General features: G+C 73.4%; 21 protein-coding genes and 1 pseudogene. 10 read left to right on the top strand and 12 right to left on the bottom strand.

The window, feature by feature from the left end; all coding sequences use genetic code 11:
- The first annotated feature begins 63 nt into the window (after positions 1-63).
- On the top strand, positions 64-855 hold the full coding sequence (locus tag ACZ4YY_RS04450) for a S1 family peptidase (protein ID WP_468283729.1): 792 nt from the start codon (positions 64-66) through the stop codon (positions 853-855).
- Between the two features lie 115 nt (positions 856-970).
- Here the strand turns inward: ACZ4YY_RS04450 and ACZ4YY_RS04445 are convergent, their stop codons facing one another.
- The 3 genes and pseudogenes from ACZ4YY_RS04445 to ACZ4YY_RS04435 form a co-directional block, all read right to left on the bottom strand.
- Positions 971-2,080, bottom strand: coding sequence for a winged helix DNA-binding domain-containing protein (locus ACZ4YY_RS04445; RefSeq protein ID WP_468283727.1), 1,110 nt, complete (start codon positions 2,078-2,080; stop codon positions 971-973).
- 241 nt (positions 2,081-2,321) lie between these two features.
- Complete coding sequence (locus ACZ4YY_RS04440) at positions 2,322-3,029, bottom strand: gamma-glutamyl-gamma-aminobutyrate hydrolase family protein (protein ID WP_468283725.1); 708 nt, start codon at positions 3,027-3,029, stop codon at positions 2,322-2,324.
- A pseudogene (locus ACZ4YY_RS04435) lies at positions 3,026-3,978 on the bottom strand (aldehyde dehydrogenase family protein); the annotation flags it as partial. The pseudogene ACZ4YY_RS04435 and the gene ACZ4YY_RS04440, both read right to left, overlap by 4 nt.
- A 202-nt stretch (positions 3,979-4,180) precedes the next feature.
- Between ACZ4YY_RS04435 and ACZ4YY_RS04430 the strand changes: the two are divergent.
- A complete protein-coding gene (locus tag ACZ4YY_RS04430) occupies positions 4,181-4,384 on the top strand; it encodes a hypothetical protein (protein ID WP_468283723.1) in 204 nt (67 codons plus the stop codon).
- Positions 4,385-4,703: 319 nt separating this feature from the next.
- On the opposite strand, the gene ACZ4YY_RS04425 is transcribed toward ACZ4YY_RS04430, so the two are convergent.
- Entirely contained in the window at positions 4,704-5,972 is a 1,269-nt protein-coding gene (locus ACZ4YY_RS04425) for an aspartate aminotransferase family protein (protein WP_468283721.1), read from the bottom strand.
- A 293-nt stretch (positions 5,973-6,265) separates the two neighbouring features.
- Here ACZ4YY_RS04425 and ACZ4YY_RS04420 point away from each other — a divergent pair, with 293 nt between their 5' ends.
- Positions 6,266-7,924: a PucR family transcriptional regulator gene (locus ACZ4YY_RS04420; RefSeq protein WP_468283719.1), complete on the top strand. Its 1,659-nt coding sequence runs from the start codon at positions 6,266-6,268 to the stop codon at positions 7,922-7,924.
- Between the two features lie 163 nt (positions 7,925-8,087).
- The gene (locus tag ACZ4YY_RS04415) at positions 8,088-9,695 is read left to right on the top strand and encodes an MFS transporter (RefSeq protein WP_468283717.1); all 1,608 of its coding nucleotides are present in this window, start codon (positions 8,088-8,090) and stop codon (positions 9,693-9,695) included.
- A gap of 462 nt (positions 9,696-10,157) precedes the next feature.
- Here ACZ4YY_RS04415 and ACZ4YY_RS04410 read toward each other — a convergent pair whose 3' ends face one another.
- Both ACZ4YY_RS04410 and ACZ4YY_RS04405 read right to left on the bottom strand, forming a co-directional pair.
- The gene (locus ACZ4YY_RS04410; RefSeq protein ID WP_468283715.1) at positions 10,158-10,856 is read right to left on the bottom strand and encodes a class F sortase; all 699 of its coding nucleotides are present in this window, start codon (positions 10,854-10,856) and stop codon (positions 10,158-10,160) included.
- 130 nt (positions 10,857-10,986) lie between these two features.
- The gene (locus tag ACZ4YY_RS04405) at positions 10,987-11,670 is read right to left on the bottom strand and encodes a hypothetical protein (RefSeq protein WP_468283713.1); all 684 of its coding nucleotides are present in this window, start codon (positions 11,668-11,670) and stop codon (positions 10,987-10,989) included.
- 297 nt (positions 11,671-11,967) lie between these two features.
- On the opposite strand from ACZ4YY_RS04405, the gene ACZ4YY_RS04400 reads away from it, so the two are divergent.
- The 3 genes from ACZ4YY_RS04400 to ACZ4YY_RS04390 all read left to right on the top strand — a co-directional run bounded on the left by ACZ4YY_RS04400 (position 11,968) and on the right by ACZ4YY_RS04390 (position 15,621).
- Positions 11,968-13,485 (top strand): family 43 glycosylhydrolase, encoded by a 1,518-nt coding sequence (locus tag ACZ4YY_RS04400; RefSeq protein ID WP_468283711.1) that lies wholly within the window; start codon positions 11,968-11,970, stop codon positions 13,483-13,485.
- A 28-nt stretch (positions 13,486-13,513) separates the two neighbouring features.
- Complete coding sequence (locus ACZ4YY_RS04395) at positions 13,514-14,962, top strand: family 43 glycosylhydrolase (RefSeq protein ID WP_468283709.1); 1,449 nt, start codon at positions 13,514-13,516, stop codon at positions 14,960-14,962.
- A 149-nt stretch (positions 14,963-15,111) separates the two neighbouring features.
- On the top strand, positions 15,112-15,621 hold the full coding sequence (locus tag ACZ4YY_RS04390; protein ID WP_468283707.1) for a DUF3040 domain-containing protein: 510 nt from the start codon (positions 15,112-15,114) through the stop codon (positions 15,619-15,621).
- A gap of 90 nt (positions 15,622-15,711) precedes the next feature.
- Here ACZ4YY_RS04390 and ACZ4YY_RS04385 read toward each other — a convergent pair whose 3' ends face one another.
- Positions 15,712-16,722, bottom strand: a complete 1,011-nt coding sequence (locus tag ACZ4YY_RS04385; RefSeq protein WP_468283705.1) for a glycosyltransferase — start codon at positions 16,720-16,722, stop codon at positions 15,712-15,714.
- Between the two features lie 145 nt (positions 16,723-16,867).
- On the opposite strand from ACZ4YY_RS04385, the gene ACZ4YY_RS04380 reads away from it, so the two are divergent.
- The 3 genes from ACZ4YY_RS04380 to ACZ4YY_RS04370 all read left to right on the top strand — a co-directional run bounded on the left by ACZ4YY_RS04380 (position 16,868) and on the right by ACZ4YY_RS04370 (position 19,611).
- On the top strand, positions 16,868-17,653 hold the full coding sequence (locus tag ACZ4YY_RS04380; protein WP_468283703.1) for a polysaccharide deacetylase family protein: 786 nt from the start codon (positions 16,868-16,870) through the stop codon (positions 17,651-17,653).
- Between the two features lie 124 nt (positions 17,654-17,777).
- Positions 17,778-18,218 carry an SRPBCC family protein gene (locus ACZ4YY_RS04375; RefSeq protein ID WP_468283702.1) on the top strand — a complete coding sequence of 147 codons (441 nt, stop codon included), beginning with the start codon at positions 17,778-17,780 and terminating at the stop codon, positions 18,216-18,218.
- 94 nt (positions 18,219-18,312) lie between these two features.
- Complete coding sequence (locus tag ACZ4YY_RS04370; RefSeq protein ID WP_468283700.1) at positions 18,313-19,611, top strand: lanthionine synthetase LanC family protein; 1,299 nt, start codon at positions 18,313-18,315, stop codon at positions 19,609-19,611.
- Here the strand turns inward: ACZ4YY_RS04370 and ACZ4YY_RS04365 are convergent.
- The 5 genes from ACZ4YY_RS04365 to ACZ4YY_RS04345 all read right to left on the bottom strand — a co-directional run bounded on the left by ACZ4YY_RS04365 (position 19,563) and on the right by ACZ4YY_RS04345 (position 26,178).
- Positions 19,563-20,714 carry an XdhC family protein gene (locus tag ACZ4YY_RS04365; RefSeq protein ID WP_468283698.1) on the bottom strand — a complete coding sequence of 384 codons (1,152 nt, stop codon included), beginning with the start codon at positions 20,712-20,714 and terminating at the stop codon, positions 19,563-19,565. The genes ACZ4YY_RS04370 and ACZ4YY_RS04365 overlap by 49 nt on opposite strands.
- A gap of 48 nt (positions 20,715-20,762) precedes the next feature.
- Positions 20,763-22,220, bottom strand: coding sequence for an NCS2 family permease (locus ACZ4YY_RS04360; RefSeq protein ID WP_468283696.1), 1,458 nt, complete (start codon positions 22,218-22,220; stop codon positions 20,763-20,765).
- 111 nt (positions 22,221-22,331) lie between these two features.
- Positions 22,332-24,728, bottom strand: a complete 2,397-nt coding sequence (locus ACZ4YY_RS04355) for a xanthine dehydrogenase family protein molybdopterin-binding subunit (RefSeq protein ID WP_468283694.1) — start codon at positions 24,726-24,728, stop codon at positions 22,332-22,334.
- Positions 24,728-25,288: a (2Fe-2S)-binding protein gene (locus tag ACZ4YY_RS04350; RefSeq protein WP_468283692.1), complete on the bottom strand. Its 561-nt coding sequence runs from the start codon at positions 25,286-25,288 to the stop codon at positions 24,728-24,730. Before ACZ4YY_RS04350 ends, ACZ4YY_RS04355 begins: the two co-directional genes overlap by 1 nt.
- A complete protein-coding gene (locus ACZ4YY_RS04345; RefSeq protein ID WP_468283690.1) occupies positions 25,288-26,178 on the bottom strand; it encodes an FAD binding domain-containing protein in 891 nt (296 codons plus the stop codon). The genes ACZ4YY_RS04350 and ACZ4YY_RS04345 overlap by 1 nt, the downstream gene beginning before the upstream one ends.
- Positions 26,179-26,207 lie beyond the last annotated feature (29 nt).

Below are 26,207 nucleotides of genomic sequence, written 5' to 3'. Positions count from 1 at the left end.
CGGCCCTCGTACACCCCCCACGCCCGTGCGACCCCCCACCGGCAACCCCCACCGAGGAGATGCATGTTCGGGTTCAACCGCGCCAAGAAGACCGCCGCCGTCGTCGCGGCGACCGCCGCGGCGGCGGCGACCGCGCTGCTCGGCGCGCCGTCCGCGATCGCCGCCCCGCAGCCGATCGTCGGCGGCACGACGACCACCACGACCGCGTACCCGTTCATGATGCAGATCACGGACGCCGCGCAGGACCAGTTCTGCGGCGGCACCCTGGTCTCGCCCACCAAGGTCGTCACCGCCGCGCACTGCATGGTCGGCGAGACCACGAGCAGCGTGCGGGTGGTCGGCGGCCGCACCTACCGCAACGGCACCAACGGCACGGTCAGCCGGGTCAGCAAGATCTGGATCCACCCGAGCTACACGAACGTCACCAAGGGCGACGACGTGGCCGTGCTGACGCTGTCGACGTCGATGCCGTACACCCCGGCGTCGTATGTCTCCTCCTCGCAGACGAGCGTGTACGCGGCCGGCACCACGGCCCGCATCATCGGCTGGGGCGACACCTCCTCGGGTGGCAGCGCCTCCAACCAGCTGCGCACGGCGACCGTGCCGATCACGTCCGACTCCACGTGTGCGAGCGCCTACGGTTCGGACTTCGTCAGGACCGACATGGTTTGCGCCGGATACACCTCCGGCGGCACAGACACCTGCCAGGGCGACAGCGGCGGTCCCCTGCTCATCGGGGGCGTCCTGGCAGGGATCACTTCCTGGGGGGAGGGCTGCGCGGATGCCGCCTACCCCGGCATCTACACCCGACTGGCGACGTTCTCCAGCCTGGTGGCCGCGCAGGTCAACTCCTGACCCCCAGGCAACCCTGAGTACCCCTCAGGTGACAGACCGGGGGGCGTTGCGGGCCTCCACGAGCGGCCCGCAACGCCCCCTATCCACCGCCCCTCGGCGTCCCCGAGGGGCTCCTTCACGTCCGGACGACGGTCCCGAACCGGATGTCGTACGGCGTGCCCGGGTACAGGGTCGCGAGGGTGCGTTCGCCCTCGGCGAGGACGTCCCGTCGCTGCCGCCCCGTCAGCGTGCCGAAGGGCTCGACGACCAGTGTGGCGCCCTCCGGCCTCCACACGCCGGCGAGGAAGCCGTCGACGAGGAAGGTGCGGTGGGCCTGGTTGCCCTGCCAGGTGCGGCCCCGGTAGGCGGGCGGGACGACGCGGGTGCGGTCGGCGTGGGAGAGGAGCAGGTTGTCGAACTCGGGCAGGAACCGCGGCGGGGCCGGGGTGTCGGGGTCGGGGCGCGGGGCGTCGGGAAGGTCGAACAGCTCGACGCCGCTGTCGTCCCGGAAGGTGAGCAGGGTCGGGCGGAGGCGTTCGAAGGCCTCGCGCAGCCGGGTCAGGCCCGCCCAGGTCTGCATGTCCTTCACCGAGGCGGGGCCGAAGGCGGCGAGGTAGCGCACCACCACCTCCTCGGGTCGCGGGGCGGGTTCGGCGGGGCGGCCCAGCCAGTGCTCCGCGGTGGTGAGCGCCACCTGTCCGCTGCGGCCCCACAGGCCGCGCGGGGTGACCTGCACGAGGGGCAGCCGGCAGCGGGCGGCCACGCCGAGTGCCTGCGGATCGGCGTCGGGCCACTCGGCGGCGAGCGCCTCGCGCAGTTGACCCATGGTGCGGGGCTCGTCCTCGACGAGGTCGCGGGCGAGGACGGCGAGCCGGTCGAGGTCGACACCGGTGAGGCCCTTGCGGAAGGCCTTCAGCTCGCGCTCGCGGGCCGGCTGGACCAGCGGCCGCAGGGTGAGGCAGTCGTCGGCGGTGTGCGTGTGGATGGTCGAGCGCATCGAGACGATCCGGACGGCCTCGCGCTCGGCCATCAGCGCCGACAGCTGCTCGGGCGCGAAGCCCTCGAGGCGGGCGGCGAGGGCCTGGTACGGCGGGGTGACGTTCTGCGCCTGGAGGCCGAGGAGGTGCTCGACGGCGGCCTTCGCGGACAGTGGGGACCGGCGCAGCAGGAGCTGCCGGTCGAGGGTCGCGCGGTTGAGGGCGCGCGGGGAGAGCACGGGGGACGCCGTGGAGGTCGTCTTCGACATGGGGGCACGCTACGCGGCCCGTGGACGCGGCTCCGTGGAAAAGGGGGTGCTTGCACTGTGCCCGGCCTGGGCCGCGCCGTGCCGCGCGGGTCCGGCCCGACGTGGAGGGCGTTCGTCGTGCTGGGGGGACCCGGGTGGTCCTCCGGGGCGGAGGACCACGGCGGGGACCGCCGGTGCGGCCTGCGCGAAGGGGGGACGCCGGTCCGGCGCCGCAGCGGACGCCGCGCCCGGAGCTGATCGGTCATCCGGCGGCGCGCACCAGCGCGTCGAACAGGGCCTGCTGGGCCGGATCCTCGTGGGCGGTGTCCTCCGGGTGCCACTGCACGGCGAGGAACCGGCCGTCGCGGTGGCCCGCGCGGTCCACGGCTTCGACAGTGCCGTCGGCGGCGCGGGCGGTGACGGTCAGGCCCGTGCCGAGCCGGTCGATGTGCTGGTGGTGGTAGCAGGACGCGTCGAGCTTGTCGGCCCCGGTGATCCGGGCCAGGGCCGAGCCGGGTTCGAGGGCGACCGGGTGCCGCAGATGGCGGTGGTCGCGTCCGGGGCCGCCCATGTCCTGGTGCAGCGTGCCGCCGAGGGCGGTGTTGACGACCTGGAGGCCGCGGCAGATCGCCAGCATCGGGATCCCCGACTCCAGGGCCGTGCGGGCGACTTCGAGGTCGAAGGCGTCCTGCACGTCGTTCACGTCGTAGACGGTGTCGTGGGTGTCGGTGGCGCCGTAGCGGTGCGGGGCGAGGTCTCCGCCGCCGGGCAGCAGGACGCCGTCGAAGCGGGCGAGGCGGGCGGCGACGTCCGTGCCGGCCGGATCGGCGGGGTGGATGCTCACCGGTTCGCCGCCTGCCCGCCACACGGCCTCGATCAGGGCGCGGGCGTTGACCTCGGCGGCATAGCGCAGCGCGGAGGTGGTGGCGGAGAAGCGGGCCGGGACGGCTATCAGCGGGCGGGTGGTCACAGCTGGATCCACGTGGTCTTGAGCTCGGTGTACTTCTCCAGGGCGTGGGCGGACTTGTCGCGGCCGTTGCCGGACTGCTTCATCCCGCCGAAGGGCACGGTCAGGTCGCCTTCCTCGTAGCAGTTGACCCAGACCGTGCCGGCCTTCAGCGCGCGGGAGACCTGGTGGGCGGTGGTGAGGTCGGAGGTCCACAGGCCGGCGGCGAGACCGTACTCGGTGGCGTTGGCCAGCCTCACGGCCTCGTCGAGGTCGTCGAAGGCCAGCACCGACAGCACGGGGCCGAAGATCTCCTCCCGGGCCAGCCGCATGCCCGCGTCGACGCGGTCGAAGACGGTGGGCCGGAGGAAGCTGCCGCCGGTGGCGGTCAGCGTGCGCTCGCCGCCGGTGCGCAGTCGGGCCCCCTCCGCCCGGCCGGTGGCGATGTGGTCCAGGACGCGCTCCGTGTGGGCTGCCGAGACCAGGGCGCCCATCTCGGTCGCCGGGTCGAGCGGGTCACCGACCTTCAGTTCCCGTGCCCGTCGGACGACGGCGTCGGTGACCTGTTCGGCGATGGAGGAGTGCACCAGCAGGCGGGAGGGGCGGTGCACATCTCGCCCTGGTTGAAGAAGATGCCCCACGCGGCGGTGGCGGCGGCCTGCTCCAGGTCGGGGGCGTCGGGCAGGACGATGTTGGGTGACTTGCCGCCCAGCTCCAGCCAGACGCGCTTGAGGTTGGAGTCGGCGGCGTAGCGCAGGAAGTGGCGGCCCACGGCGGTGGAGCCGGTGAAGGCCAGGACGTCGACGTCGGGGTGCAGGCCGAGGGCGCGGCCGGCGGTCGGGCCGTCGCCGGTGATGACGTTGAGGACGCCGGGCGGCAGTCCCGCCTCGGTGGCGATCCGGCCGAGCAGCAGGGCGGACAGCGGGGAGTTCTCGGACGGCTTGAGGACGACCGTGCAGCCGGCAGCAAGAGCCGCGTCATGTGCGAGGAGCTGATCCCCCGCCTCGCCGGCATCCGCCTGGCCGGCGAGGTCCCGCGGGTGCGCTCCAACTTCGTCAACGGCACCAAGAAGCTGCCGGTGGAGGTGTCACTGGCCTGACGGACGGCGGCCCGGCCCGGGCCTGCGGCGGAGGAACCACAGGGCACCGACGCCGAGTGTGAGGACGGCGGCCCCGATGCCGAGGGGGACGGCGACGGGCAGGCCGTCGTCGCCGTCCCCCTCGGCCGTCGACGGCGACGGCGTCGTCACCGGCGTGGCGGCGGAGGCGGTGCCGGGCGAGGGGGAGGCCGCGGCGGGCGCCCGGGTGGGGGCGGGCGCGACGGTCACCGCGCCGGGGGCGGCGGCCTTCAGCGCGAGGCGGGGCGCCGGGTGGCCGTGACCGTGGCCGTCGCCGCCCGCCTCGTCCTCCAGCTCGATCCAGCGGTCGACCCGGCCGTCGTCGTAGGTCTGGAGGGTCTTGCGAGGTGCCGACTCCGCGGACGCGTCGGCCCCGGCCCGGCAGCCCCACGGCCCGGACCGGACAGCGCGGTCCCGCCGAACGGCCGCCGTCAGCCCCGTCGGCCGGGCCGGTCCCCCGGCGACCGCGGGGAACCGGGATGCGGCCGGGGCGGGGACACGCCCGGTGTTCGGCCCCGCCGCGCCCGCCTCCCGGCCCTTCGTTCACGCGCAGCGCACGGGACGGGCCCCGAGGGAGTCCGTCAACGCCGCGGCGCCCCCGAGGTGCCGGCCTCCACGGCGGCGGCCCAGGCCCGGAGGCCCTCGTCCACCGCGGCCTCGTCGACGACGAGGGCCGGGATCATCCGCACGACCTGGTTCCAGGCGCCGCACAGCAGCAGGAGCAGGCCCTCGTCGACGGCGGCGCGCTGCACGCGGGCGGCGGTGTCGGGGTCGGGGCTGCCGTCCTCGGTGACGAACTCGGTGGCCAGCATCAGTCCGAGGCCGCGTACGTCGCCGATCGCGGGCGTGCGGTCGGCGACCGCCTCCAGGCCCCGGCGGAGCCGCTCGCCCATCGCCTCCGCGTTCTCGACGAGCTTCTCGTCGCGGACGACGTCCAGGGTGGCGCAGGCCGCGGCGCAGGCGACGGCGTTCGCGCCGTACGTGCCGCCCTGCGAACCGGGCCACGCCTTGCTCATCAGCTCCTCGGAGGCCGCGATGCCCGACAGCGGGAAACCGCTCGCGAGCCCCTTGGCGGTGACGAGGACGTCGGGGGTGACGCCGAAGTGGTCGTGGCCCCAGAAGCGGCCGGTGCGGCCGACGCCGGTCTGCACCTCGTCGAGCACCAGCAGGAAGCCGTGGCGGTCGGCGCGCTCGCGCAGGCCCTCGAGGAAGGCGCGGGTGACGGGCACGTAACCGCCCTCGCCGAGCACCGGTTCGACGACGATCGCGGCCGTGTCGGCGGGCGAGGAGATGGTCTGGAGCGTGTAGTCCAGCTCCCGCAGGGCGAAGCGGGTGGCGGTGTCCTCGTCCCAGCCGTAGCGGTAGGCGGAGGGGAACGGGGTGACGACCACGCCGCCCATCAGCGGGGAGAACCCGGAGCGGAAGCGGGTGCCGGAGGTCGTCATGGAGGCGGCGGCGACGGTACGGCCGTGGAAGCCGCCGTGGCAGACGATGACGTTCGGCCGGCCGGTGGCCTGGCGGGCCAGCCGCAGGGCGGCCTCGACGGCCTCGCTGCCGGAGTTGGTGAAGAACAGGCTGTCCAGGCCGGCCGGCAGCACCTCGCCGAGCTTCTCGACCAGGCGCCGCAGCGGCTGGTGCATGACGGTCGTGTACTGGCCGTGGATGAGGGTGCCCACCTGCTCCCGGGCGGCGGCCACGACCTTCGGGTGGCAGTGGCCGGTGCTGGTGACGCCGATGCCGGCGGTGAAGTCGAGGTAGCGGCGGCCGTCCTCACCGTAGAGGTGGACGCCCTCGCCCCTGACCGCCACCACGGGCGTGGCCTGGCGAAGGTGCGGCGACAGTGCGGTCATGTTCGTCTCCCGGCCGTGGGTGGGGTGAGGTGCTCCGGCTTCGGAGCCCGACAGAAGGGGAGCCCGGCTCGCGACGCCCCTTCCGTGCGGAGGTCTTGGAGCTCCGTGCGGAGCTCTTAGAGGCTCTCCCTCGGCGGGGAGGGCGACAACGCCTGATGTGTCCGGTGGGGGCACGGTGTTCGGACGTTGTGTCAGGGTGACCGCACTTGCGCAGGTCAGCGCCGCTTGTCACAGTGACCGGGCACGCCCCCTGACTCCCGCGCTCCGCGCGCAGGGGGACCCAGGGAGACACCGTGAACGACATCCACCCCACGGCCGCGGACGGCGCCGCGCTCACCGTCGCCGACGCCCTGGCCCTTCCCGTGCTGGCCGCCGGACGGCCGCGGGTCGTCACCGGTGCCGCCGGTCTGGACCGTCCGGTGCGCTGGGTCCACATCACCGAGCTGACGGACCCCGCCTCCTTCCTCAAGGGCGGTGAGCTCGTCCTGACCACCGGCATGCCGCTGCCGGAGGACGCGGCCGGGGTGCGCCGGTACGTCGACGAACTCGCCGACGTCGGGGCGGCGGCCCTGGTGATCGAACTCGTCCGGCGCTACCACCGCCCACCGGACGCGCTGGTGCAGGCCTGCCACACGCGCGGTCTGCCGCTGGTGACGCTCGCCGGGGACGTCAACTTCCTGGAGGTCACCCAGGTCGTCCACGCCCTCGTCCTGGGCAGCCAGGCCGACGCTATGCGCCGCACGCAGCGCATCCACGAGGCGTTCACCGCGCTGACGCTGCGCGGCGCGGGCGCGCAGGACGTGGTGCGGGCGGCGGCGGAGATGAGCGGCCGCACGGTCGTGCTGGAGAACCTCGTGCACCAGGCGCTGGTCTGCGAACCGTCCGGCGCCACCGTGGAGGAGGCGCTCACCGACTGGGAACAGCGCTCCCGCGCGACCCCGTCCGGGGACCTTGCGGGCGTGCGCGGGCGGGAGGGGTGGCTCACCTCGCCCGTGGAGTACCAGGGCGAGCGCTGGGGGCGGGTGGTGATGCTGCCGGCCGGCGGCGAGGGTGCCGCCGGGTTCGGACCGGAGCACGTCACCGTGCTGGAGCGCACGGCGATGGCCCTGACCGTCGCCCGCCTCATCCATCCGACGCCGTGGGAGCGCACCGCGCACCGCAGCGTCCTGCGGGACCTGGCCGGACAGCGCCATCTCTCCGCCGAGGACGCCCGCGTCCGCTGTGCCGCGTTGGGTCTGCCGACGGACGACAGCCGCTTCCTCGCGGTCCTCGTGGATCTCCCGGCGGGGTTCGCCCCGGCCGTGCCGCAGGGCCGGGAGGCCGCCGAGGGCGCGGAGGCGGAGGCCCGGCTGGCGCGGGAGCTGCGGACGGCGGGGATCGCCGCGCTCGTCGGCGGCCTCGACCCCGGACGACTCGGGGTCCTGCTCGCCCTGCGCCCCTCCCGGCCCTGGCGCCCCGTCGTCGAACGCCTGGCCCGCACCGCCCTCGGTCTCGCACCGGGAGCGGTCGTCAGCGTCGGCCCCGAGGTGGCGGAGCTCTCCGGCACCGCCCGCTCCTTCCGGGCCGCGGCCCGGGTCGCCGAGGCCACCCCGCCCGGCCAGCCCCTGCCCGAGGACCGGTCCTTCCACGAGCCGACCGACATCGGTCTGCGGCGCCTGCTGTACGCGCTGCGGGAGGACCCCCGGATCCAGGACCACGCCGAACGCCAGCTCGGCCGGCTCATCGACCACGACGCGCGGCACGGCACCGAACTGCTGCCGACCCTGCGCCACTACCTCGACGCGGCCGGCAACAAGACCACGGCCGCCCGCCGCGGCGGTCTCTCCCGCGAGACCGTCTACCAGCGGCTGCGCGCCATCGAGCGGCTGCTCGACTGCGACCTCGAATCCGGCGAGCGGCGCACCGAACTCCATGTGGCGCTGACCGCCCTGGACGTGCTGCGCGTGCGCTGAGGGCGCCCCGGCCGCGGCCCGTCTCCCCCACCCATCCCTCCCTCGCGGTTTGGAAAGACCCCACCGCGTTACTTGCACATCGACGAGCAGGAAAATTTGCACACGCTCGAGCAGGTAACTACTCTGCACATCGATGGGCAATTAAACGCTCCGGGAGTTTCCGATGCCGCTCTTTGCGAACACACCGGTCGAGAAGATGACCGGCCCCTATCCCCGGCGCCGGTGGGCGCTGGTCGTGCTGTGCCTGAGTCTGCTGATCGTGGTCATGGCCAACACGTCCCTGATCGTCGCCGCCCCCGACATGACCGCCGCCCTGTCGCTCAGCAGCAGCGACCTCCAGTGGGTCGTCGACGGCTACACCGTCCCCTACGCCGCGCTGATGCTCGTCCTCGGCGCGGTGGGCGACAAGTACAGCCGCCGCGGCGCCCTGGTCACCGGTCTGCTGATCTTCGCCGGCGGCTCGGTCATGGGCAGCCTGGTCCACGAGACCGACCTGGTCATCGCCGCACGGGCGATCATGGGTGTCGGCGCGGCCGTCGTCATGCCGGCCACGCTGTCGCTGCTGGTGGCGACCTTCCCCCGGAGCGAGCGGGCCCGGGCCATCACCGCCTGGACCGCCACCTCCGGTCTGGCCATAGCCGTCGGCCCGCTGGTCGCCGGCTGGCTGCTGGAGGACCACGCCTGGGGCTCGACCTTCCTGATCAACGTGCCCATCGCCGTGGTCGCGGTCGTCGGCGCCCTCGTCCTGGTGCCGCCGTCCAAGGCGCAGGGCATGGGGCGGATCGACTACGTCGGCGGACTGCTGTCGATCGTCTCGGTCGGCTCCCTCGTCTACGCGCTGATCGAGGGCCCGCACTTCGGCTGGGGCACCGGCCCGACCGTCGCGGCCGTGGTCGCCGCCGTGGGCTTCCTCGCCTTCGCCCTGTGGGAGCTGAGGCACCCGCACCCGATGCTGGACGTCCGCACGTTCGCGCTGCGGCCCTTCAGCGGCTCCATGATCGCCGTGCTGTTCTTCTTCTTCGGCGCCTTCGGCTCGATCTACTACTCCACCCAGTTCCTGCAGTTCGTCCTCGGCTTCGACGCCCTGGAGACCGGCGTCCGCCTGCTGCCGCTGGCCGGCGCGGTGTTCGTCGGCGCCGCCGTCACCGGCAGGCTGACGCCGAAACTCGGCGTGAAGGCCATGATCGTGCCCGGCATGGTCATCGGCACCGTCGGCGTCTTCCTGCTCACCCGGATCGACGCGGGCTCGACGTACACCGACTTCCTGCCCTCGCTGCTGCTGCTCGGCTTCGCGATCGGACTCAGCGTCTCCCCCGCGACCGACACGATCATGGGCACCTTCCCCGAGTCCGAACTGGGTGTCGGCGGCGGCGCCAACGACACCTCGCTGGAGCTGGGCGGCTCCCTCGGCATCGCCGTCCTGGGCTCGCTGCTGGGGACCGCCTACCAGGACAGGCTGACCGACCTGGTGGGCACCGCGCTCCCGCACGACGCCCTGGACGCCGCGAAGGAATCGGTGGGCGCCGGTCTCGCGGTCGCCGAACAGGTCGCCGGGACGCCGAACGCCGGACCGCGGCAGGCGCAGGCCCTGGTGGACGCGGTCAACGAGTCCTTCGCCCACGGCGTCGCCCACACCAGCCTGGTCGGCGGCCTCATCATGGCCGCCGGCGCCGTGATCGTCCTGGCCGTCCTGCCCGGCCGCAGGGCCACCGTCCGCGACGCCGGTCCGGAGCCGGCCGAGGCGGAGAGGAAGCACGCGGAAGCCCACTGAGGGGTCCTTGCACTGTGCCCGCCTGGGCCGCGCGGCCTGATCAGGCGCTCATAGTGCAAGGACCCCTGAGAGGTCCTTGCAGAAAGGGGAGCCCGGCTCGCGGCGTCCCCTTTCGAGGCACGGCGGGGCGGCCCCGGTACCGCGGCCGCCCACCCCCCCCCCCCCTCCCCCCAAAACCACATCTTCTCAGTAGAAGACCCCCGGGGGGTGGGGGGAGTCCTTTTGTGTCCTTCCTGTGGGCGGGGGGGGTGGACACCCCCCCCCCCCCCCCCCCCCCCCCCCCCCCCCCCCCCCCCCCCCCCCCGCCTCACCGACGGGCCGTGCCTGAGCGGCGCACGGCCCCGGGACGGTGCCGGGAGGGGACGCCCGGCACCGTCCCCTCCTCCCACGTGCCGGGGCCACGGCCCCGAGCGGCGGGGACGACGCCCTCGACCGGTCCGCCCCGCCGTCGGCCCCGGCCCTTCAGACCAGGTGGGCGAAGACCACCAGGTTCGCCGTGTAGTCCCTGGCCTTGCGGTCGTAGTCGCCGGCGCAGGTGATGAGCCGGACCTGGGCCTGGGGGGTGTCCCCGTAGACGCGCTCACTGGGGAAGTCGGCCTTGTCGAAGGTCTCCACGCCGTCCACCACGAAGGACGCCTTGCGTCCGTCGGCCCGCAGCACCTGGAAGCGGTCCCCCTTCTCCAGCTCGCCCAGGTCGACGAAGACCGCCGGGGACGTCGCCGTGTCCACGTGCCCGGCGATGATCGACGTACCCGGCTCGCCCGGGGACGCGCCCTTGGCGTACCAGCCCACCAGGTTGACGTCGTGTGCCGGAGGCGGTTCGAGCTGACCCGAGCGGCTGATGCCGAGGTCGGTGAAGGGGGCGTCGACGGAGATCTCGGGAATGAGCAGACGCACCGGCCTGGAGCGCGGCAGATGCCTGCCCTCCGGACGCGGCGAGGCCGACGCGGCCGACGGGGAGAGCGAGGCCGGTGCGGAGACCGGAGCCGGCGGGGCGTGCGGCGTCAGAGCGGCGCGGGGCGCGTCCTCGGGCCTGTCGACGAACAGGTTCACCGTCAGGACCAGGGCAACCACGCCCCAGAACACCGTCGCGGCCCGGCGGGCTCTCCGCCTCGACGGCGGTGGACAGGGTTCGGGAGGAGTAGGAGGGCTGGCTGCCATCGAAGACCACCTCACTCGGGCACGGCAGCGGACACGCAGCGGACACATCGGGGCCGAACAGTCAGCCGGGCCGCCGCGATGCGCGCACACATACGGCGGCGGCCCCGACCGCTATGTCGTCAGGCACGGCTCACGCCGCGTTCCCGGCGGCCTTCTTGCGCCGCAGCGTGTAGAGCCCGGCGCCCGCCACGGCCAGCGCGGCCAGGCCGCTCGCGGAGGCACCCGGCGAGGCGAGCGCGCCGCCACCGGTGTGCACCCCGCCGTGCGGCTTGTCGTGCTCGTCCTTCCACGAGGAGTCCTTGTCGTGCTTGCCGCTCCAGGACTCCTCCTTGTCCTTGCCGCCGCTCCACTCCTTGTCGCTCTTGCCGCCGGAGGAGTCCTCGCCGCCCTTGTCCTTGTAGGTCTCCGGGTCGTACTTCGGGTCCTTGGCCGTGGCCCAGTCGTCCTGGTTCAGCAGGGCCAGCGCTCCGCCGCCCGTGTGCACCCCGCCGTGCGGCTTGTCGTGCTTGCCGTGCTTGCCGTGCTCCTTGCTGTAGGAAGAGTCCTCGTGCTCCTTCTTGGAGGAGTCCTCGTCCTTGGCGGAGTCCTCGTCCTTGGCGGAGTCCTCGTCCTTGGTCCAGTCCTCGTGCTTGGTGGAGTCCTCGTGCTTGGTGGAGTCCTCGTGCTCCTCGCCGGCGGAGGAGTCCTTGTGCTCCGTGCTGTACGAAGAGTCGTCGTGGTCCGAGTCGGCCATCGTGACGGCGTAGGCCGGCCCGGCGATCGCGAGGGCGGCCGTGGCCGTCGCGGTGGCGAGCAGCACGCGTGCAGAACGCATCTGGGAATCCTTCCGTCGCAGCCGGGCAGCTGACATCTCGCCAGCTGACTGACCCGGCCCTGACGTGATCCACCGTCAGTCAGTTCCGCCCGGCGCACCATCCGGGGCGTTCACACGGGTTACGACTCCACCCCTACAGCGGCATGCGGCACCCGTACGGGGCACCCGACCTGGTGACTCCGGGAAGGAACCGTTTGTCGAAACCATTGACGGGGAGATGGCCCGGGCCTATCTTCTGGCCGAAGTCACGAACTGCGTTCGAAATAACGAACGCGATGGGACAAGGGACGGTCCTGTATGCGTCGGGTGTTTCGCAAGCCCCCCGGCGTGCGCGCCGCGCGCCGCGGATCCCTGCAGGTGATCGTGCTCACGCTCCTCGTCGCCCTGGTCGGGGCGACCCAGCCGGCGGCCGCGGCGGAGGGCCGCCCGTACACCAACCCGCTGAAATCGACCAAGGGCGCCGACCCGTGGCTCGAGTATCACGACGGCGACTACTACCTCGTGACGACGACGTTCACCGGTGTCCTCGGCATACGCAAGGCACCGACCCTGGCGGGGCTCGCCACCGCGGCGACCGTGCAGGTGTGGTCGGACACCACCTCCACCCGGAACACCAACATCTGGGCGCCGGAGTTGCACCTCTTCGACGGTCACTGGTACCTCTACTACTCGGCCGGGCAGAGCGGGGTCGCCTGCTGCGACTCCCAGCGCACCCATGTGCTGGAGAGCGCCGGCACCGACCCGATGGGCCCGTACACCTACAAGGGCTCGCTGACCGGCTCCAACCTCACCCCGGGCGGCTGGCTGATCGACGCGAGCGTGCTCCGGCACGACAACAGGCTCTACCTGGTCGGCAGCGGCTTCGTGAACGGCAGCACGCAGAGCCTGGTCATCGCGCCGCTTAGCAACCCGTACACCCTCGCGAGCAGCACCTTCACGGTCATCTCCAGCCCCGCGCTGAGCTGGGAGACCTCGGGCTCACCGGTGAACGAGGGCCCCGAGCCGCTCTACCGCGACGGCCGTACCTTCCTCACCTTCTCGGCGAGCTTTTGCCAGACGGCCGACTACAAACTGGGCCTGCTCGAGCTGACCGGTCCCGACCCGCTCAGCCCCGCCTCCTGGACGAAGAAGCCCACCCCCGTCTTCCAGCGCAACGACGCCGCCGGCGTCTACGGCCCCGGCCACAACGGCTTCTTCACCTCACCCGACGGCACCGAGAACTGGATCGTCTACCACGCCAACTCCGCCTCCAACGGCGGCTGCGGCAACGGCCGCACGACGAGGGCCCAGAAGTTCACCTGGAACGCCGACGGCACCCCGGACTTCGGCACCCCCGTCGCCCTCGGCACGACCCTTCCCGGGCCGTCCGGGGAGACGGCGGCGACCCCGACGTCGTACACCCTCGTCAACCGCAACAGCGGCAAGTGCCTGGACCTGGCCGGCGGCTCGAGCGCCAACGGCACCAACGTCCTCCAGTGGACCTGCACCGGCGGGACCAACCAGAAGTGGCGCATCGAGGACCTCGGCGACGACACCAGCCGGCTGGTCAACGTGGCGACCGGCGGAGTGCTGGACACCGCCGGCTGCTCCACCGCCGACGGCGCCGACCTGCGCCAGTGGTCGTGGCTGAACAACCGGTGCCAGCGCTTCCGCCCGGTGTTCACCGCGACCGGCGACTACGTCCGGCTCGTGAACGAGAACAGCGGCAAGGTCGCCGACGTCGCCAACTGCGGCACGGCGAACGGCACCGACGTGCGGCAGTGGACCTGGCTGAACAACCCCTGCCAGCAGTGGCGCCTCGTACCCACCACCTGACCGCCCCCACCCGATCTGGAGAACTCCTGTGAGACGCAATGCAGTGCGGCTGCTGACGGCCGTGCTCGTGGCCCTCGTGGCCACGCTCGTGGGGCCCGGTCCCGCCGCGCAGGCGGCCGTGCCCGCCTCCCCCGCCGTGACGTACACCAACCCCCTCGTCGAGAAGCGGGCCGACCCGCACATCTTCAAGCACACCGACGGCTACTACTACTTCACCGCGACCGTCCCCGAGTACGACCGAATCGTGCTGCGCCGGGCGACGACCATCCAGGGCCTCTCCACCGCCCCGGAGGTCACCATCTGGACCAAGCACGCCAGCGGGATCATGGGCGCCCACATCTGGGCCCCGGAGATCCACTTCATCGACGGCAAGTGGTACGTGTACTTCGCGGCCGGCGCCACCAACGACATCTGGGCGATCCGGATGTACGTCCTGGAGGGCACGGGCAGCAACCCGCTCACCGCGACCTGGACCGAGAAGGGCCAGATCAAGACCACCTGGGAGTCCTTCTCCCTGGACGCCACCACGTTCGTCGTGAACGGTGTGCGCTACCTCGCCTGGGCCCAGCGCAACCCGGCCGAGAACAACAACACCAGCCTGTTCATCGCGAAGATGGCCAACCCCTGGACGATCACCGGCACCCCGGCGGAGATCTCCCAGCCGACGCTGTCCTGGGAGACGATCGGCTTCAAGGTGAACGAGGGGCCGGCGGTCATCCAGCACGGCAACAAGGTCTTCATGAGCTACTCGGCGAGCGCGACCGACGCCAACTACTGCCTGGGCCTGCTGACCGCGTCGGCCTCGGCCGACCTCACCGCGCCGGCCTCCTGGGCGAAGAGCTCGCAGCCGGTGTTCAAGTCCAACGACGCGACCTCGCAGTACGGTCCGGGCCACAACTCCTTCACCGTCTCCGAGGACGGCAAGTCCGACATCCTCGTCTACCACGACCGCAACTACAAGAACATCACCGGTGACCCGCTGAACGACCCCAACCGCCGCACCCGCGTGCAGAAGCTGTACTGGAAGGCGGACGGCACCCCCGACTTCGGCATCCCCGTCGCCGACGGGGTGACCCCGCAGCGGTTCTCCTCGTACAACTTCGCCGACCGCTTCGTCCGGCACTGGGAGTACCGGGCCCGCATCGAGGCGAACGTGAGCCCGCTCGCCGACTCGCAGTTCCGGGTCGTCACCGGCCTGGCCGGCAGCGGCACGGTCTCGCTGGAGTCGACCAACTTCCCCGGCTACTACCTGCGGAACAAGAACGCCGAGGTGTGGGTGGAGAAGAACGACGGCACGGCGCAGTTCGCGTCCGACGCCAGCTTCACCCGGCGGGCCGGCGTCGCCGACCCGGCGGGCGTCTCCTTCGAGTCGTACAGCCTCCCCGGCCGCTACGTCCGGCACTACGACTACCTGCTGTACGTCCAGGCGTTGAGCACGGCCACGGACCGGGCGGACGCGACGTTCTACGCCCAGTGAGGCGGCGCCCGCCCCGCCCTCGCTGACCCGCGGGATCCGGTGGTGCAACACCCGGCCGACGGCGCTGCCGTCGGCCGGGTGTTCCGTCTGTCAGGGCGCCGTCCGGCCGGGCACCGGAAAGAGGTGTGTCGGCCCGGTGAGGAGGGACAGTGGCGACAGAGCGGCTCTCCGACGACGAGCGGCGCGTCCTGGCGGAGATGGAGCGTGCGCTGCGGCGCCGCGACCGCCGCCTCGACCGGCGGCTGCGCACCCTGCGCCGCCTCCCGCGCCTCTCCCGCGTGCTCTCCTGGACACCCCGGGCGTGGACGGTCGCCCTGCTGCTCAGCGTCTCCGCCGGCCTCCTGGTGACCGGCGTCGTCACCTCGCAACCGGCCGTGATCCGGGCCTTCCGCCGCGGTGTGGCCGCTGTCGGCGTACGGGGCGCTGCGCCGGCTGTACCGCCGGACGTCTCCCGCGACGACCACCGACCGACCGGCCCGACCACGCCCCTGCCCGGGGCCCGCCCCGTCTGCCCCACCGCCGGGGCCGCCCGTCGCGGGCGGCCCTGTGGCGTGCCACGCCCTCCCGACAGGGCGGCGGCCCGGACACCCCGGCATCGGGGCACGGCCGGGACCGGCGTCCCCCAGAGGGCGTCCCGCCTCCCCTCCCCGCCCCGGTGACCCGCCCCACCCCGCGTCCGCGCCGATCCGGCCGGCGCGCCGACGCTCGCGCCCGCCTCCCGGGGGAGCCGGTCGGCGGGCGGGCCCGGTTCACGCGGGGCCCGGATCCTGCCACGGCTCGCTGTGGCGGTGGCGCCAGGTGCCGGTCAGGTGGTGCCAGGTCGCCGTCGGAGGGATGAGCAGGCTCGTGGCGAGGAGGGTGGTGACCTCGTCGCGGGTGCGAGGGCCGGGGGCGATGCGGGTCCAGGCGTACTCGCCGGTGCCCAGCGCCCAGCCGAGCGCGGCGGCCGTGGCGGCCCGGGGGCGGCCGGTGACGGCGAGGGCGCCCGCGGCGAGGCCCGCCGCGGTGGTCGCGGTGTGCGAACGGATCCGCTCGCGCGGGGTGAACGCCCGGTGCCGCCAGCCGGGCCCGTGCAGCCGACGCATCAGGGCGTCGTCGGCATGGCCGCGCTGGGCGCGCACGGAGGCCCAGCGGTCGGCGGGCCGGACCGGACGGCGGCTGGTGCGCCGTCCCTGGCGGATGCGCCACCCGTCGTCCAGCAGCCGCAGGGCGAGGTCGGTGTCCTCGCGAGCCGGGTGCCGGAAGCGTTCGTCGAAGCCGCCGACCCGGGCGAGCGCCTCGGTGCGGTAGGCCATGTCGGCGGTGATCCAGCGGGCCCGCGCGAGGCAGGCGGTGGCGCGCTCCCAGTCGGTGGGGCGGCGCCGGCCGGGGAGGGGGACGGCCAGCACGCCCTGGACGCCGGCCGTGTCGGGGGTGGCGTCCGCGAGGTCCTCGGCGAGCTGCTCGCCCCAGTGCGGCCCCACCTGCACGTCCTCGTCGAGGAGCACCGCCCAGGGCGAACCGACCGCGCGCAGGCCGGTGTTGCGGGCTGCGGCGGGGCCACGGCCGTCTCCGTACCGGATCCGGGTGCGGGCGCGGAGGTCGCCGAGCACGCTCAACGGATGCCGCAGCGCGCCCGGTTCGGGGTCGGGCCGGTCGTCGACGAGGACGATGCCGGCCGGTTTCGGTCCCTTCGCGGCGGCGAGCGCGGCGAGGCAGTCGGCGAGACCCTCCCGCACGAGGGTGGGGATCACGACGGTGTACGCGGTCGAGGCGGTCATGCGTGCGCCTTCCTCCGCCCGGGCGACGGGTGGGCGGCATCCGGTACCTTTCGGGTGCCAGATGACAGCCGCCTCAAACGCGGAGCACGTCCGGGCAGGTCAGAGGCTGTACGCCCCGTATATACACACTGTGTATAGTCCCGGCATGCCTTCTCCGACCAAAAAGACGAAGAAAACGGGGACCCCGTTCCGCGCCGCCGCCACCACGCTGGCCGCCGCCTGTCTGGCATCGGCCCTGAGCGGCTGCGCCGGCCTCGACACCACCGCTCCCAGCAACGCCCGCGCCCGGCCCGGCGCGACCGCCCAGGCCCGCTTCGGGACCGTCGACTGCCGTGAGGCGAAGTGCATCGCGCTCACCTTCGACGCCGGCCCGAGCGAACACTCAGCCCGCCTGCTCGACATCCTGAAGGACAAACAGGTGCCGGCGACGTTCTTCCTGCTCGGCGAGCGGCACATCGACACGTACCCGCACCTGGTCAGACGCATGGCCGACGAGGGTCACGAGGTGGCAAGCCACACCTGGGACCACAGGATCCTCACCGAGCTGGACCCCGGGGAGATACGCGAGGAACTGGAGCGCCCCAACGACGAGATAGAGCGCCTCACCGGCCGCCGCCCCACCCTGATGCGCCCGCCGCAGGGCCGCACCGACGACACCGTCCACGCGATCTGCCGCGAGCTCGGACTCGCCGAGGTGCTGTGGACGGTGACCGCGAAGGACTACACGACGGAGGATTCCGCGCTCATCCGGCGACGCGTCCTCGAGCAGGCCGACCGGGACGGGATCATCCTGCTGCACGACATCTACCGGGGGACCGTCCCCGCCGTGCCGGGCATCATCGACGCGCTGAAGGAACGGGGGTTCGTCTTCGTCACCGTGCCTCAGCTCCTCGCGCCCGGCCGGGCCGAGCCGGGGAAGGTCTACCGCTGAGGTGAGGGCCCGGCGGACGGAGAAACGTTTCCCGTACGCTCGCGCGCCCTCCCGGGACTGGGCCAACCGTGTGAGCCGCCGGGGAACGTGCCGCCGGGACGCCGGGACTCCTTACGATCACGGTGTGGTCACCTTCCAGTTCGAACGCACGGCCCCGCTCTCCCTCGACGAAGCCTGGCGCCGGCTCACCGAGTGGCCCCGCCACGGCGACGTCGTCCCGCTGACCCGGGTCACCGTGCTCACCCCGGGGCCCACACGCGAGGGCACGGTGTTCGTGGCCCGCTCCGGCGTCGGCCCGCTCGCCCTCGACGACCGCATGGAGGTCACCCTCTGGTGCCCGCCCGGCGAGGACGAGCCGGGCCTGTGCCGGCTGGAGAAGCGCGGCCGGACGGTCCTCGGCTGGGCCGAGATCGAGGTGCGCCCCGGCCCGGGCGGCCGCGCCCGCGTCGTCTGGCGCGAGGAGCTGCGCGTACGCCCGCTGCCGTCCGCCCTCGACCCTCTCCTGCGGCTCGCCGCCCACAGGATGTTCGGCCGGGCCGCCAACCGCCTGCTGCGCCGCCCCTGAGCCGGACGGGGCCGTGGCCCCGTCGGCACCGCCCGCGCCCGCCCGGACCCCGCGCCCCCTGGGCACGCCCCCCGGCACCTGTCAGGGTGGAGCCATGACGGCGGTGGGTGAGGTCGAGGCGCTGGCGGTGGAGGGGCTGCGGTGGCTGCGGGGGGTGGCGCGGGACACCGGGGGCGGGGGGCTCGGATGGCCGTCCACGCCCTCGGACGGGGCCGTGCGGCCGGCGCTCTACGACGGCACCGCCGGGATCGTCCCGGTCCTGCTGGAGGCGCGCCGGCACTTCGGGGACGACGCCTACGGCGACTGCGCGCTGCGGGCGGCGCGCGCGCTGGTACCGGCCGTCGAGGAGTGCCGGGACGACTCGCTGTACTTCGGGCGCACGGGCATGGCGCTGGCGCTGCGGGCCGTCCACCGCGAGCTGGGCGACGGCGCGGCCGGCGCCGCCGCCGACCGGGCGCTGGAGCGGGTGCGGGCCGGCTTCGACGGGACCCGCTGGGGCGAGCTGTTCGAGCTGATGGGCGGCAACGCGGGCATCGGCCTGGGTGCGCTGGCCGCCGGTGACACGGAACTCGCCGTCCTGGCGGTGGAGCCGTACGCGCGGACGGCGGAGGAGACGCCGGCGGGGGTGCAGTGGGCGCACCGGCCGGGCACCGACGCGCGGCTGCACCACGTCTCGCACGGCACCCTCGGCATCGTGTACGCGCTGGCCGCCGTCGGCGCCGCCACCGGCCGCGCGGACCTGGTGGAGCTGGCGCGGGCCGGTGCCGCGCACGTGGTGTCCCGCGACGAGGCGGGTCCGCGGGGATTTCTGGTGCCGCACTCCGACCCGCAGTACCGGCCCGACCTGATCGAGCGGTACAGCTACGGCTGGTGCCACGGCCCGGCGGGCGACGCCCAGGTGTTCCGGCTGCTGCGGGACGTCCTGGCCGAGCCCGCGTGGGCGGCCCTCGTCGACCGCTGCTGGCACACGGTGACCCGCTCGGGGCTGCCGCGTCGGCTGCGCCCCGGCTTCTGGGACAACAACGGCCGCTGCTGCGGCACCGCGGGCGTGCTGGCGCTGGCCTGCGACCGGGTGGCGGAGCGGGGGGACACCCCGGACTTCGCCCGGGTGCTGGTCGCGGACCTCGTGGACAGGGCGACCCGGGACGCCGCCGGCGCCCGCTGGTCGAACGTCGAGCACCGGGCCACCCCGAGCGCCCTGGAGCCGCGCCCCGGGTGGGCCATGGGCACCGCGGGCATCGTGCGCGAGCTGCTGCGCTTCGTCCGGCTGAGCGAGGCGGACGACCCGCACTACGCCTTCGTCTGGCCGGACCAGCCGCCGGTGCGCCGGCTCACGGCCGTGGTTCAGGCGACCGACCCGATGCGCCGGGCCGGCGCCGACGTCCCGTCGTGATGGATGGGCGTGCGGGCGCCGGTCAGCGACACCCCGCTGCCCCCGCGCCGGTTCGCGACGATCTCCGCGGCGATCGACAGCGCGGTCTCCTCGGGCGTCCGGGCGCCCAGGTCGAGGCCGATGGGTGAGCGCAGCCGCGCCAGCTCCAGCTCGGTGACGCCGACCTCGCGCAGGCGCTCGGCGCGGTCGAGGTGGGTGCGGCGGGAGCCCATGGCGCCGACGTAGGCGACCGGAAGGCGCAGGGCGAGCCGGAGCAGGGGGACGTCGAACTTGGCGTCGTGGGTGAGGACGCACAGCACGGTCCTGGCGTCCACCTCGGTGCGCTCGAGGTACCGGTGCGGCCAGTCGACGACGATCTCGTCGGCCTCGGGGAAGCGGGCCCGCGTCGCGAAGACGGGGCGCGCGTCGCAGACCGTCACGTGGTGGCCGAGGAACTTGCCGACCCGCACCAGCGCCGACGCGAAGTCGATCGCGCCGAAGACGATCATCCGGGGCGGGGGTACGGAGGCCTCGACGAGGACGGTGAGCGGGGCGCCGCAGCGGGAGCCCTGCTCGCCGATCTCCAGGGTGGCGGTGCGGCCGGCGTCGAGGAGGGCGCCGGCCTCGGCGGCGATCGTGCGGTCCAGTGCGGGACGGTCGCCGAAGCCGCCCTCGTGGGTGCCGTCGGGGCGGACGAGGAGGGCGCGGCCGAGGAGGTCGGCGGGGCCCCGCACGATCCGGGCGAGCGCCACCGCCCCGCCGCCCGCGGCGGTGGCCAGCGCGGCCGCGACGACCGGGCGGGCCGGGTCGCCCGCCCGTACCGGCACCACGAGGACGTCGATGACACCGCCGCAGGTCAGGCCGACGGCGAAGGCGTCGTCGTCGCTGTAGCCGAAGCGTTCGTGGACCGACTCCCCGTCCTCCAGGGCCTGTCGGCACAGCTCGTACACCGCGCCCTCCACACAGCCGCCGGAGACCGAGCCGATCGCCGTGCCGTCGGCGTCCACCGCGAGGGCGGCGCCCGGCCGGCGGGGCGCGCTGCCGCCGACGGCCACCACGGTGGCGACGGCGAAGTCACGGCCCTGCCCGACCCACCGGTTCAGCTCCTCGGCGATGTCCAGCATGTCTCGGTCTCCTTGTCTGCGGTCGTGCGGAGGGTGGCCGCGGCGGGGCTAGTGGACGCCCAGCCAGCTCTCGATCGGGTCGAGGGCGAAGTACACGAGGAAGATCGCGGTCAGGCCCCACATGAAGGCGCCGATCTGCCGCGCCCTGCCCTGGGCGGCCTTGACGGCGGCGTGGCTGATGACGCCGGCCGCGACACCCGCGGTGATCGAGTAGGTGAAGGGCATGATCACCACGGTCAGGAAGACGGGGATCGCGGTGGCGCGGTCGGCCCAGTCGACGTGCCGGGCGTTCATCATCATCATGGCGCCGATGACCACCAGGGCCGCGGCGGCGACCTCGCCGGGGACGATCGCGGTCAGCGGGGTGAGGAACAGGCAGGCCGCGAAGAACAGGCCGGTGACCACCGACGACAGGCCCGTGCGGGCTCCCTCGCCGACGCCGGTCGCCGACTCGACGAACACCGTCTGGCCGGACGCGCCGGCGACTCCGCCGATCGCCCCGCCGGCGCCGTCGACGAACAGCGCCCTGGACAGGCCTGGCATACGGCCCTCGCCGTCGGTGAGCTTCGCCTCGGTGCCGACACCGATGATGGTGGCCATCGCGTCGAAGAACCCGGCGAGCACGAGCGTGAAGACGATCATGCCGACGGTCATCGCGCCGACCTCGCCCCAGCCGCCGAACGCGACGTGCCCGAAGAGCGAGAAGTCGGGCATCGACACGGCGCCGCCGTGCAGTTCGGGGGCGCCGCTCGCCCACTGCTCGGGGTCGATGACGTCCAGCGCATTGAGGAGCACCGCGAGGACGGTGCCGCCGACGATGCCGATCAGGATCGCCCCGGGGACGCCGCGCGCCTGGAGCATGAAGATCGCGAGGAGGGTGAGGGCGAACAGCAGCACCGGCCAGCCCGCCAGCTCGCCCGTCGGCCCGAGGGAGACGGGGGTCGCCCTCCCCTGGTGCACGAAACCGGCCTTGACGAAGCCGATCAGGGCGACGAACAGGCCGATTCCCATGGTGATCGCGTGCTTGAGCGCGAGCGGGATCGCGTTCATGATCATCTCGCGCAGGCCGGTGACGACCAGCAGCATGATGACCACGCCGTACATCACGCACATGCCCATCGCCTGCGGCCAGGTCATCTGCGGGGCGACCTGGGAGGCCAGGACGCCGGAGACGGACAGGCCGGCGGCGAGCGCGAGCGGCACCCTGCCGACGAAGCCCATCAGGAGTGTGGTGAGCGCCGCGGCGAAGGCGGTCGCGGTGATCAGCGCCTGCCGGCCGAGGGTGTCCCCGGCCGCGTCCCTGCCCGACAGGATCAGCGGGTTGAGCAGGAGGATGTACGCCATCGCCATGAAGGTGGTGACGCCGCCGCGCACTTCACGCGCGACCGTGGATCCCCGGCGGGATATGTGGAAGTACCGGTCGAGCCAGGACCTGCCGGCCGGGACGCGGGTGCCTGCGCCCGCGTCCTCGGCGGTGGTCCTGGGCTCCAGTGACTGCTGGGCCATGGTGCCGTCTCCCAAGTTTCAGAGGGGGTTGGGATGTGCACGACCCGGGGGACGGCCCGAGACGGACAAGGGGGGCACGGGGGGTGATCCCCCCGGTGGATGCCTCTCCGCTCAGTGCTCGGAGAGGTGCGTGCCGGTCAGGTGCTCGGGACGGACCGGTGTCCTGTCGAGCTGCAGCCCCGTCGCGTCGCGGATCGCCGCGAGCACGGCCGGGGTCGAGGACAGGGTCGGGGCCTCGCCGACGCCGCGCAGACCGTACGGGGCGTGGTCGTCGGCGAGTTCGAGGACGTCGACCGGGATGGTCGGCGTGTCGAGGATGGTGGGGATGAGGTAGTCGGTGAAGGAGGGGTTGCGCACCTTCGCCGTCTTCGGGTCGACGACGATCTCCTCCATGACGGCCACGCCCAGGCCCTGTGTCGTGCCGCCCTGGATCTGGCCGACGACGGACAGCGGGTTGAGCGCCTTGCCGACGTCCTGGGCGCAGGCCAGCTCGACGACCTTGACCAGACCGAGCTCGGTGTCGACCTCGACGACCGCGCGGTGGGCGGCGAAGGAGTACTGGACGTGTCCGTTGCCCTGGCCGGTGCGCAGGTCGAAGGGTTCGGTCGGCCGGTGCCGCCACTCCTCCTCGACCTCGACGGCCTCGTCGCCGAGGACGTCCACCAAGTCGGCGAGCACCTCGCCGCCGTCGGTGACGACCTTGCCGCCCTCCAGCAGCAGCTCGGCGGTGGCCCAGGCCGGGTGGTAGGTGCCGAGCTTGCGCCGGCCCATCTCCAGGACCTTCTCGCGGACGCGCTCGCAGGCGTTCTTCACGGCGCCGCCGGTGACGTACGTCTGCCGCGAGGCCGACGTCGAACCGGCGCTGCCCACCCGGGTGTCGGCCGGACGGATCGTCACCTGGGTGACGCCCAGCTCGGTACGGGCGATCTGCGCGTGGACGGTGACGCCGCCCTGGCCGACCTCCGCCATCGCGGTGTGCACGGTCGCCACCGGTTCGCCGCCGACGACCTCCATGCGCACCCGCGCCGTCGAGTAGTCGTCGAAGCCCTCGGAGAAGCCGACGTTCTTGATGCCGACCGCGTAGCCGACCCCGCGGACGACGCCTTCGCCGTGGGTGGTGTTGGACAGACCGCCGGGCAGCTGCCGTACGTCCGCGCCCTCGCTGCTCTCCCACTGGCGCTCCGGCGGCAGCGGCATCGCCTTGACGCGGCGCAGCAGTTCGGCGACGGGGGCGGGCGAGTCCACCGGCTGTCCGGTCGGCATGATCGTGCCCTGTTCCATGGCGTTGAGCTGCCGGAACTCCACCGGGTCCATGCCGAGTTCCTTCGCCACCTTGTCCATCTGCGCCTCGTAGGCGAAGCACGCCTGGACGGCGCCGAAGCCGCGCATCGCGCCGCAGGGCGGGTTGTTGGTGTAGAGGGCGATCGCCTCGATGTCGACGTCGTCGACGACGTACGGGCCGATGCCGAGCGAGGAGGCGTTGCCGACGACGGCCGGGGAGGCGGACGCGTACGCGCCGCCGTCGAGCACGATGCGGCACTTGACGTGGGTCAGCTTGCCGTCACGGGTGGCGCCGTGCTCGTAGTACAGCTTGGCCGGGTGGCGGTGGACGTGGCCGAAGAAGGACTCGAAGCGGTTGTAGACGATCTTGACGGGCTTGCCGGTGCGCAGGGCCAGCAGACAGGCGTGGATCTGCATCGACAGGTCCTCGCGGCCGCCGAACGCGCCGCCCACGCCGGCCAGCGTCATCCGCACCTTCTCCTCGGGCAGGCCGAGGACGGGGGCGATCTGCCGCAGGTCGCTGTGCAGCCACTGGGTGGCGATGTAGAGGTGGACGCCGCCGTCCTCCTCGGGCACGGCGAGCCCCGACTCGGGGCCGAGGAAGGCCTGGTCCTGCATGCCGAAGTGGTACTCGCCGGTGACGACGACGTCGGCCCGCCGCGCGGCCGCCGCCGCGTCGCCGCGGACGATGGGCTGGCGGTGGACGATGTTGGGGTGCGGGACGTGACCGCTGTGGTGGTCGTCGCGGTGGTCGTGGACGAGGATCGCGTCGGGCGCGGTCGCGGAGGCCTCGTCGGTGACGACCGGCAGCTCGCGGTACTCGACCCTGATCTTGGCGGCGGCCCGGCGCGCGGTCTCCGGGTGGTCGGCGGCGACGATCGCGACGGGTTCGCCGTGGTGGCGCACCTTGCCGTGGGCCAGGACGGGGGTGTCCCGGATCTCCAGGCCGTAGTGCTTCACGTCGGTCGGCAGGTCGTCGTACGTCAGGACGGCGTGGACGCCGGGGGTGGCGAGGGCCTCGCCGGTGTCGATCGAGACGATCTCGGCGTGCGCGACCGGGGAGCGCAGGATCTGGCCCCAGAGCATGTCCTCGTGCCACAGGTCCGAGGAGTAGGCGAACTCGCCGGTGACCTTGAGGGTGCCGTCCGGGCGGAGCGTGGACTCGCCGACGCCGCCCCTGGTCTGCGACCTCTGGGTGATCTTCGTGGGAGCGCCGTTGGTCGGCATCAGACCGCCTCCTGCTGCCGGGCGGCCGCCAGGCGGACCGCGTCCATGATCTTCTCGTAGCCGGTGCAGCGGCACAGGTTCCCCGAGAGCGCCTCGCGGATGTCCGCGTCGGAGGGGTTCGGGTTGCGCTCCAGCATCTCGTCGGCGGCGACGAGCAGGCCTGGGGTGCAGAAGCCGCACTGGACGGCGCCGGCGTCGATGAACGCCTGCTGGATCGGGGCGAGCCCGGTGCCCTCGCCGGTCCGCGAGTCGGTTCCCCCGGCCTCGCCGGGCGAGGCGCCCCCGCAGGCGCCGGTCCCGCAGGACCGCTGGGCTGCGAGGTCCGCGAGCCCTTCGACGGTGACGACGTCCCGGCCCTCGACCTGGCCGGCGGCGACCAGGCAGGAGCACACGGGCACGCCGTCGAGGCGGACGGTGCAGGAGCCGCACTCGCCCTGCTCGCAGGCGTTCTTGGAGCCCGGCAGGCCGAGCCGCTCGCGCAGCACGTACAGCAGGGACTCGCCCTCCCAGACGTCGTCGGCCTCCTGGGGACGACCGTTGACGGTGAAGTTGACGCGCATCACGCAGCTCCCTCCGAGGTGCGGTGGGCGCCGCGGTACGACTCCCAGGTCCAGGTCAGCGTGCGGCGGGCCATGACGCCGACCGCGTGACGGCGGTAGCTCGCGGTGCCCCGGACGTCGTCGATCGGGTTGCAGGCGGCGGCGCACAGGTCGGCGAACCGCTTGGCGACCGACGGGGTGATGATCTTTCCGTTGTCCCAGAAGCCGCCCTCGTCGAGTGCCGCGTTCAGGAACTCCTCGGCCGTCTTCGCCCGCACCGGGGTGGGGGCGGCGGAGCCGATGCCGGTGCGGACCGTGCGCGAGGAGGGGTGCAGCGCGAGGCCGAAGGCGCACACGGCGATGACCATGGCGTTGCGGGTGCCGACCTTGGAGAACTGCTGCGGGCCGTCGGCCTTCCTGACGTGCACGGCCCGGATCAGCTCGTCGGGCTCGAGCGCGTTGCGCTTGACGCCCCGGTAGAACGCGTCGATGGGGATGCGGCGCGAGCCGCGCACCGACTCGACCTCGACCTCGGCGCCGGCCGCGAGCAGCGCGGGGTGGGCGTCGCCGGCCGGGGAGGCGGTGCCGAGGTTGCCGCCGACGCCGCCGCGGTTGCGGATCTGCGGGGAGGCCACCGTGTGGGAGGCGAGGGCCAGGCCCGGCAGCTCGGTCCGCAGGTTTTCCATGATCTGCGTGTAGGGGACGGAGGCGCCGAGCCGCACGCTGTCCTCGCCGACCTCCCACTCGTGGAGGTCACCGACGCGGTTCAGGTCCAGGAGGTACCGGGGCCTGCGGTGGTCGAAGTTGATCTCGACCATCACGTCGGTGCCACCCGCAATCGGCACAGCGGTGGGGTGCTCGGCCTTCGCGGCGAGCGCCTCCTCCCAGCTGGCGGGGCGAAGGAAGTCCATGACCGGCTCTCTTCTTCTTCGTCTCGTGA

The sequence above is a fragment of the Streptomyces sp. NPDC030143 genome (assembly GCF_055573695.1).
Note: the sequence above shows the minus strand (reverse complement) of the source record. Positions and strands in the feature narration are given on the sequence as shown.

What these genes read in the sequence shown, in the direction of transcription:
- ACZ4YY_RS04410 (WP_468283715.1), bottom strand. Translation starts at nt 10,856, where the DNA reads ATGGCAGCCAGCCCTCCTACTCCTCCCGAACCCTGTCCACCGCCGTCG.
- ACZ4YY_RS04445 (WP_468283727.1), bottom strand. Translation starts at nt 2,080, where the DNA reads ATGTCGAAGACGACCTCCACGGCGTCCCCCGTGCTCTCCCCGCGCGCC.
- ACZ4YY_RS04355 (WP_468283694.1), bottom strand. Translation starts at nt 24,728, where the DNA reads ATGCCGACCAACGGCGCTCCCACGAAGATCACCCAGAGGTCGCAGACC.
- ACZ4YY_RS04380 (WP_468283703.1), top strand. Translation starts at nt 16,868, where the DNA reads ATGCCTTCTCCGACCAAAAAGACGAAGAAAACGGGGACCCCGTTCCGC.
- ACZ4YY_RS04370 (WP_468283700.1), top strand. Translation starts at nt 18,313, where the DNA reads ATGACGGCGGTGGGTGAGGTCGAGGCGCTGGCGGTGGAGGGGCTGCGG.
- ACZ4YY_RS04385 (WP_468283705.1), bottom strand. Translation starts at nt 16,722, where the DNA reads ATGACCGCCTCGACCGCGTACACCGTCGTGATCCCCACCCTCGTGCGG.
- ACZ4YY_RS04350 (WP_468283692.1), bottom strand. Translation starts at nt 25,288, where the DNA reads ATGCGCGTCAACTTCACCGTCAACGGTCGTCCCCAGGAGGCCGACGAC.
- ACZ4YY_RS04345 (WP_468283690.1), bottom strand. Translation starts at nt 26,178, where the DNA reads ATGGACTTCCTTCGCCCCGCCAGCTGGGAGGAGGCGCTCGCCGCGAAG.
- ACZ4YY_RS04400 (WP_468283711.1), top strand. Translation starts at nt 11,968, where the DNA reads ATGCGTCGGGTGTTTCGCAAGCCCCCCGGCGTGCGCGCCGCGCGCCGC.
- ACZ4YY_RS04450 (WP_468283729.1), top strand. Translation starts at nt 64, where the DNA reads ATGTTCGGGTTCAACCGCGCCAAGAAGACCGCCGCCGTCGTCGCGGCG.
- ACZ4YY_RS04430 (WP_468283723.1), top strand. Translation starts at nt 4,181, where the DNA reads ATGCCGAGGGGGACGGCGACGGGCAGGCCGTCGTCGCCGTCCCCCTCG.
- ACZ4YY_RS04405 (WP_468283713.1), bottom strand. Translation starts at nt 11,670, where the DNA reads ATGCGTTCTGCACGCGTGCTGCTCGCCACCGCGACGGCCACGGCCGCC.
- ACZ4YY_RS04365 (WP_468283698.1), bottom strand. Translation starts at nt 20,714, where the DNA reads ATGCTGGACATCGCCGAGGAGCTGAACCGGTGGGTCGGGCAGGGCCGT.
- ACZ4YY_RS04425 (WP_468283721.1), bottom strand. Translation starts at nt 5,972, where the DNA reads ATGACCGCACTGTCGCCGCACCTTCGCCAGGCCACGCCCGTGGTGGCG.
- ACZ4YY_RS04415 (WP_468283717.1), top strand. Translation starts at nt 8,088, where the DNA reads ATGCCGCTCTTTGCGAACACACCGGTCGAGAAGATGACCGGCCCCTAT.
- ACZ4YY_RS04360 (WP_468283696.1), bottom strand. Translation starts at nt 22,220, where the DNA reads ATGGCCCAGCAGTCACTGGAGCCCAGGACCACCGCCGAGGACGCGGGC.